We start from the raw sequence: 4,815 nt of genomic DNA on the forward strand, positions 1-4,815 counted from the left end.
GCCTTGCTGATTCTCGGGTCGATCGCATCGACGGCCGGCAACATCGTGCACGTCTCGATGGTGGACTACAGCTCGACCTTCACCGTGGCCGCGCTGGCCGCTGCTGCGCCGCCGCTGGTGCTGCTGGTCACCACGCACCTGATGATCCAGCTGGTCCGACTCGAAGCATCAGCTGTAGACGACAGCACCGACCAGCGTCACTCGGCCCCGAACAGCTCCACAGAGGCCGAAACAGCCGTTCTGTGTGTCCACGTCCTGAAACTGGCCAGCGAAGGCCACGAGCACGCTGCAGTGGCCACCAAGACCGGGCTACCCATTGAGGTCGTCGACGCAGTCATCGCAGCCGCCGAGGACGAACTCCAGATCGGCTCTGAGGAGGATCGATACCTCGCCCCGGCATGAGTTCCCCGTCGGTCTACTTCATTCGCGAGCTCAGTTCGTCGAAGAATGCTGCGAGCATCGACGGCGCGTCGGGGCTCTCGAACTCTTTGCCCCCGAACCGATAGACCTCGTATCCCGCTAGCCGGAGACGTCGGTCTTCGGTGACCATCTCGGCGTACAGCTGCGTGCTGGCGCGGCCGTCTTCGTTGGCGTAGTGCTGACGACCGTCGACCTCGATGACGACGCGTTTTCTTGCACTGAAGAGCAGCAAGAAGTCCATGCGTTGGCGTTCGAGGGGACTGCTGCCCTTGCGTTGATACTTGGTGTACGGGTCGTAGTGGAGGTAGACCTGCGGGATCAGAGCGGGAATACCGAAGCCGTGCTCTCCGTATCGACGTGAGTAGACGTCCAAGACCATCCGCTCGGGTTCGTTCTTACCGAGGCTCTCTCGCAGCCGTTTGTACAGTGACCGCCCGACATCGCGATCGTCCGTGTCTGCCATTGCTTGGTGCTCACGCCACCACTGAATCAGCTCCTGAAAGGACAGGCCGGCCTCGGTTATCGGTCTGTCGTAGACCAGGCAGAACTCAGCATTCTTGGTGATCAGGATGTCGTTGCTGACCGCGTCGCGGAGCACCATCTCCGGTTTGGGACCATTGGCCGCGAAAATGAGGTTCTTTGCGGGAGAATCGACACCGCTGGAGCCCTTTTCGTACTCTGCGATCAGCACCGCGAGCCCGTGGTCCGCGACGTCGCATTCTGCAAGCACGCGACGCGCCAGTGCGACGAGCTGGGGGATCTCGAATCCTACGAGGTAACCATCGATCAGCGACCGCTTGGTGTCGGCCTCAACCGGGGTACCTGTACCTGCCCACGTCAGGTCGAGTTCGTCGGGTAGGACCACTTCGAGGGCGGCTCGCGAGAACCCATAGATCAAGGTGTCCTCGATCGCCGACCTGAGCGTTCTGGTCGACACGATCACCCGTCGCGGCGGCTCCTCCGAGAGGCCGGCCGCAAGTGAATCCCAGAAGCTCATCGGTCAGAGGCTCCGCGGGCGGCCATGTTGAGCGGAGCGCTTACCGGCGTCGATGGCCTGGATCCAAACGAACTTCGGCGAGAATCGCCCAGAGCTTGGCGTCGTCGCCGTCGTCTCGGTGATCGGCGATGGCCTGCACGAGGGTGTTGATGACCTCACGAGAGCGTGGATTGAATCCGGCAGCTCGCGCACCAGCCCAGGCCAGGGGGTCGTCGACCACCTTGTCGAGCCTGTCGAGGGCGTGGATACACAGGTCGTGGAACTTGCCGGCACGTTTGTATTGGGCGTCGTCGAGTTCGCCGGTATCGAGCGCTGCTGCTGCTTGCTCGACGTAGACATCGATGATCGCGTTTGCGCGATCGTTGAGCTGCGGATCGAAAGTGAGGGTGTTCCAGAATGCACGCCAATTGGCTGTATCGCCGGCGGTGTTCGAGCGCGGCAGGAGGTTGTCACGAATGATCGCAGCCAGTTCCGGGTCCGTCAGTTCGCTGATCGCTCGGGCGTCGGCGGAATTCGAGGGGAGCGGGGCCGGCGTCTTGCTTCGACGCCATGGCTCGGGCTCGGTCATGTGTGCAGCTTCCCTCTCGAACGTCGCGGTTGGTGCGTTTTTCGTCGGCGGCCCGTGAGATCTGCTCCGGTATTTGTATCACTCGAACAGGACACTTCGGTCTGCTCTTTTGGCCGCTTCGTGAACTTACCGCCCGGCGCACCCGCTGTCCCCGGCACCGGGTGCGCCGGGGACATTTTCGCTTGTCAGGTGCTGTTTTTGTCGGTGTGTCGGGGTAGGTTCGAGTTGTTCTGTTGATCGGGCGGACTGACCATCTGCCCTTGTGTTAGCCCTGGGAGGGTTTCGTCGTGAGCGGTGTGTCGAGCGAGAACGCGGTGTCGGGTAGCGAGATGGTGTGGCGTGAGCGTGTTGCGTGGGCGTATCTCGCTCACGTGGCGCGGGGGCAGGGCTCGTTGGTGCATCTGGCGGTGTCCTTATCGGGCGTGGAGGCTGCAGCCGAGGCTGTGCGGCATCGGGAGGTGTCGGAGGACTTGTTGCGTGCGACGGCTCGCTCGTGGGACTACTCAGGTGCCGAGGCAGACCTCGAGACGGCGGCAACGCTGGGAGCACGATTGGTCACTCCTGCGGACGCTGAGTGGCCGCAGCGGCTGCGGATGGCCGGATGGCTGGAGGGATCGACTCCGGTCGCTCTGTGGGTTCGTGGACAGGGCGCGCTGCCCGGTGCTGATGTGTCGGCGGTGGCGCTCACCGGCACCCGGGCTGCGACCGCTTACGGCGAGCATGTCGCGTCGGAATTTGCCGGGGATCTGGCGATGCGTGGGGTGGCGGTCCTGTCGGGCAGCGGGTTCGGGATCGAGGGAGCGGTGTTGCGGGCAGCGTTGGGGGTCGGTGCAGGACCGGTAGCGGTAATGCCGTGCGGCTTGGATCGGGCGTATCCGTCCGGTCACGCTCGGTTGCTCGAGCGCGTCGCGGAACAGGGTGTGGTGGTGAGCGAGTACTCGTTCGGTGCAGAGCCTCGACGAGAACGATTCAACGGGAGTGGCGCGCTGCTGGCGGCTCTCTCCGATGCGGTAGTGGTGCCCGAGGCCGGGTCACGCGGACGTGCACTGTCTGTGGCCAGGGAAGTGCACAGGCTCGGGCGGGCGGTGTACGCGGTACCAGGGCCGGTCACCTCCGCAGCGTCGAACGGATGCCATACGTTGATCATCGACGGTGTGGCGCGTCTTGCAATGTCGGCTGCTGGCGTGTGTGCTGATCCGAACGTCTCCTGATCGGCTCGACACCGATCCGAAAGTGTGGTCGGGTATGGACGTGAGCCCTAGATGGGCCTCGGAAGCCGACTCCGCTCCCGAGGAGTTAGAGCGAGAGCCTTTGTCGCTCTGATCCTTTCGCTTCTCCCTAGACGTTCGACAACAGGCTCGCCCAGCGAAACACATGGGCGGGCCTGTTGTCTTTCCCCACCGAGCCCCGGCGCACTCGGTGCGGTCCCCGGCACCGAGTGCGCCGGGGACCAAATGTGTTGCGCGTGAGCCGTTCTTGTCGGTGGTCTCGGCTAGATTGTGGGTGTTCTGTTGATCGGGCGGACTGACCATCTGCCCCTGTGCCCTGAAAGGGGTTTGTCCGATGTCCTCTGTTTTTCGTATCTCCTCACCCGCTGATGCTGTTGCCGTGGCCGTGATGCTGGTCCGCTACGTTCCCGAGAACGAAATGGTGGTGTTCACCCCAAACTCGACAGGCGGGGCCGTCATGGCCTGCCCGCTGGGGGAGGAAGCGCCGATCGGTGGTGCCCCGTTGCTGGTGCCCAGCGGTCACCCCGTGCGTGATCTATCCGGACCGCGCGTGGTGGTCGTGTTCGGCAGTGACACACACGCCGATGCGGCATCGATGGCCGTTCTCCACGAGTTCTCGGGCGATGACGTTGCTGTGTTCCAGTTCCACGAGGGACGTGCGCGCCGCTACTTGATGAACGGGGTACTGGCGGGACCGCACGAGGTCGGCGAGGCGGTCGACCTGACGGCTCACCCCTACGTGGTCGGAGCGTTGCTCGAGGGGCAGGTACGTCTGGCCTCTCGCGCCCAAATCCGCGCGGGCTTCGTTGCCGAACAGTTCGGTGCCGAACGCGCCGCGAGTGTGGTGGACATGATGCGGGCTGCACGCGGGGCGTTCCCGGCAGTAGGGCCGATCTCGGCCGCAGAGACCATCCACCGCGAGGTACTCGCCGGGTATCTCGATTCAGGCAACCGCGGAATCGAGATATCGGATTACCACGCTGCGATGCTCGCAGCCGCCGCCTCTGACGTGCGCGTGCGCGATGTGCTGTTCGTTCACTTCACCGAAGCCAACGCCGCAGTCCTCGGCGAACTGTGGCGGCAGGTTGGCGCGGTGTTGCCCGCCAGCGAGGCAGGCCCCGCCTTCGTCCTCGCTTCGCTGAGTTACTGGATCGGACGGGAGGCGGTGCCGGCGCGGGAGGCAATGAACGTTGCCCGTGGGCTCGCCCCCGATCATTCCTTGGGGCAGCTGCTCGAACGCGCATACAACGCGGGAATCAACCCGGCGCTGTGGGAGCAGATTCGGCCCGCTGCGCTCGATGCAGAATCCGAGCGATCCCGTAACGAATGACTTGAATGCGATTGATCCGAAACCGGTTTCGCTGAATACACCATGCATCGGCGAGCCGGTTTCGGTTCGACCGCCCTCGAAAAATTCTCGATTGCAAATTGCAAATTGAGCGCGATCGAATAACAGATGCAACCGCGAAGGCGCGCAGCGCTTCGACCGAGTCCGCGAGTTCTTCGGAACGGCTTGCCGTTTCGCCTGCAGCGGCGGGCGCGCAGCGCCCAGCCCCAGCCCCGCGTGCAGCCCGCATCATGTCCACCACACTCGTGGCCCG

4 protein-coding genes and 1 pseudogene are annotated in these 4,815 nt (G+C 63.9%); 3 read left to right on the top strand and 2 right to left on the bottom strand.

Annotated elements, in window-relative coordinates:
• Positions 1 to 402, top strand: a pseudogene (locus CH256_RS27950) (hypothetical protein); the annotation flags it as partial.
• 13 nt (positions 403 to 415) lie between these two features.
• On the opposite strand, the gene CH256_RS04895 reads toward CH256_RS27950, so the two are convergent.
• Both CH256_RS04895 and CH256_RS04900 read right to left on the bottom strand, forming a co-directional pair.
• The gene (locus CH256_RS04895; RefSeq protein WP_072692241.1) at positions 416 to 1,417 is read right to left on the bottom strand and encodes a hypothetical protein; all 1,002 of its coding nucleotides are present in this window, start codon (positions 1,415 to 1,417) and stop codon (positions 416 to 418) included.
• A 40-nt stretch (positions 1,418 to 1,457) separates the two neighbouring features.
• Positions 1,458 to 1,985, bottom strand: coding sequence for a hypothetical protein (locus CH256_RS04900; protein WP_015586057.1), 528 nt, complete (start codon positions 1,983 to 1,985; stop codon positions 1,458 to 1,460).
• A 287-nt stretch (positions 1,986 to 2,272) separates the two neighbouring features.
• Here CH256_RS04900 and CH256_RS04905 point away from each other — a divergent pair, with 287 nt between their 5' ends.
• Positions 2,273 to 3,196 (top strand): DNA processing protein DprA, encoded by a 924-nt coding sequence (locus CH256_RS04905; RefSeq protein ID WP_052047799.1) that lies wholly within the window; start codon positions 2,273 to 2,275, stop codon positions 3,194 to 3,196.
• 352 nt (positions 3,197 to 3,548) lie between these two features.
• Entirely contained in the window at positions 3,549 to 4,544 is a 996-nt protein-coding gene (locus CH256_RS04910) for a DUF4192 family protein (RefSeq protein ID WP_015586055.1), read from the top strand.
• The last annotated feature ends 271 nt before the right edge of the window (positions 4,545 to 4,815 follow it).

This window comes from Rhodococcus sp. 05-2254-6, assembly GCF_002258565.1.
In the GTDB taxonomy this organism is placed as follows: Bacteria; Actinomycetota; Actinomycetes; order Mycobacteriales; family Mycobacteriaceae; genus Rhodococcoides.

Bases quoted from the DNA above. Each gene is read 5' to 3' on its own strand.
- CH256_RS04895 (WP_072692241.1), bottom strand. From the start codon at position 1,417: ATGAGCTTCTGGGATTCACTTGCGGCCGGCCTCTCGGAGGAGCCGCCG.
- CH256_RS04900 (WP_015586057.1), bottom strand. From the start codon at position 1,985: ATGACCGAGCCCGAGCCATGGCGTCGAAGCAAGACGCCGGCCCCGCTC.
- CH256_RS04910 (WP_015586055.1), top strand. From the start codon at position 3,549: ATGTCCTCTGTTTTTCGTATCTCCTCACCCGCTGATGCTGTTGCCGTG.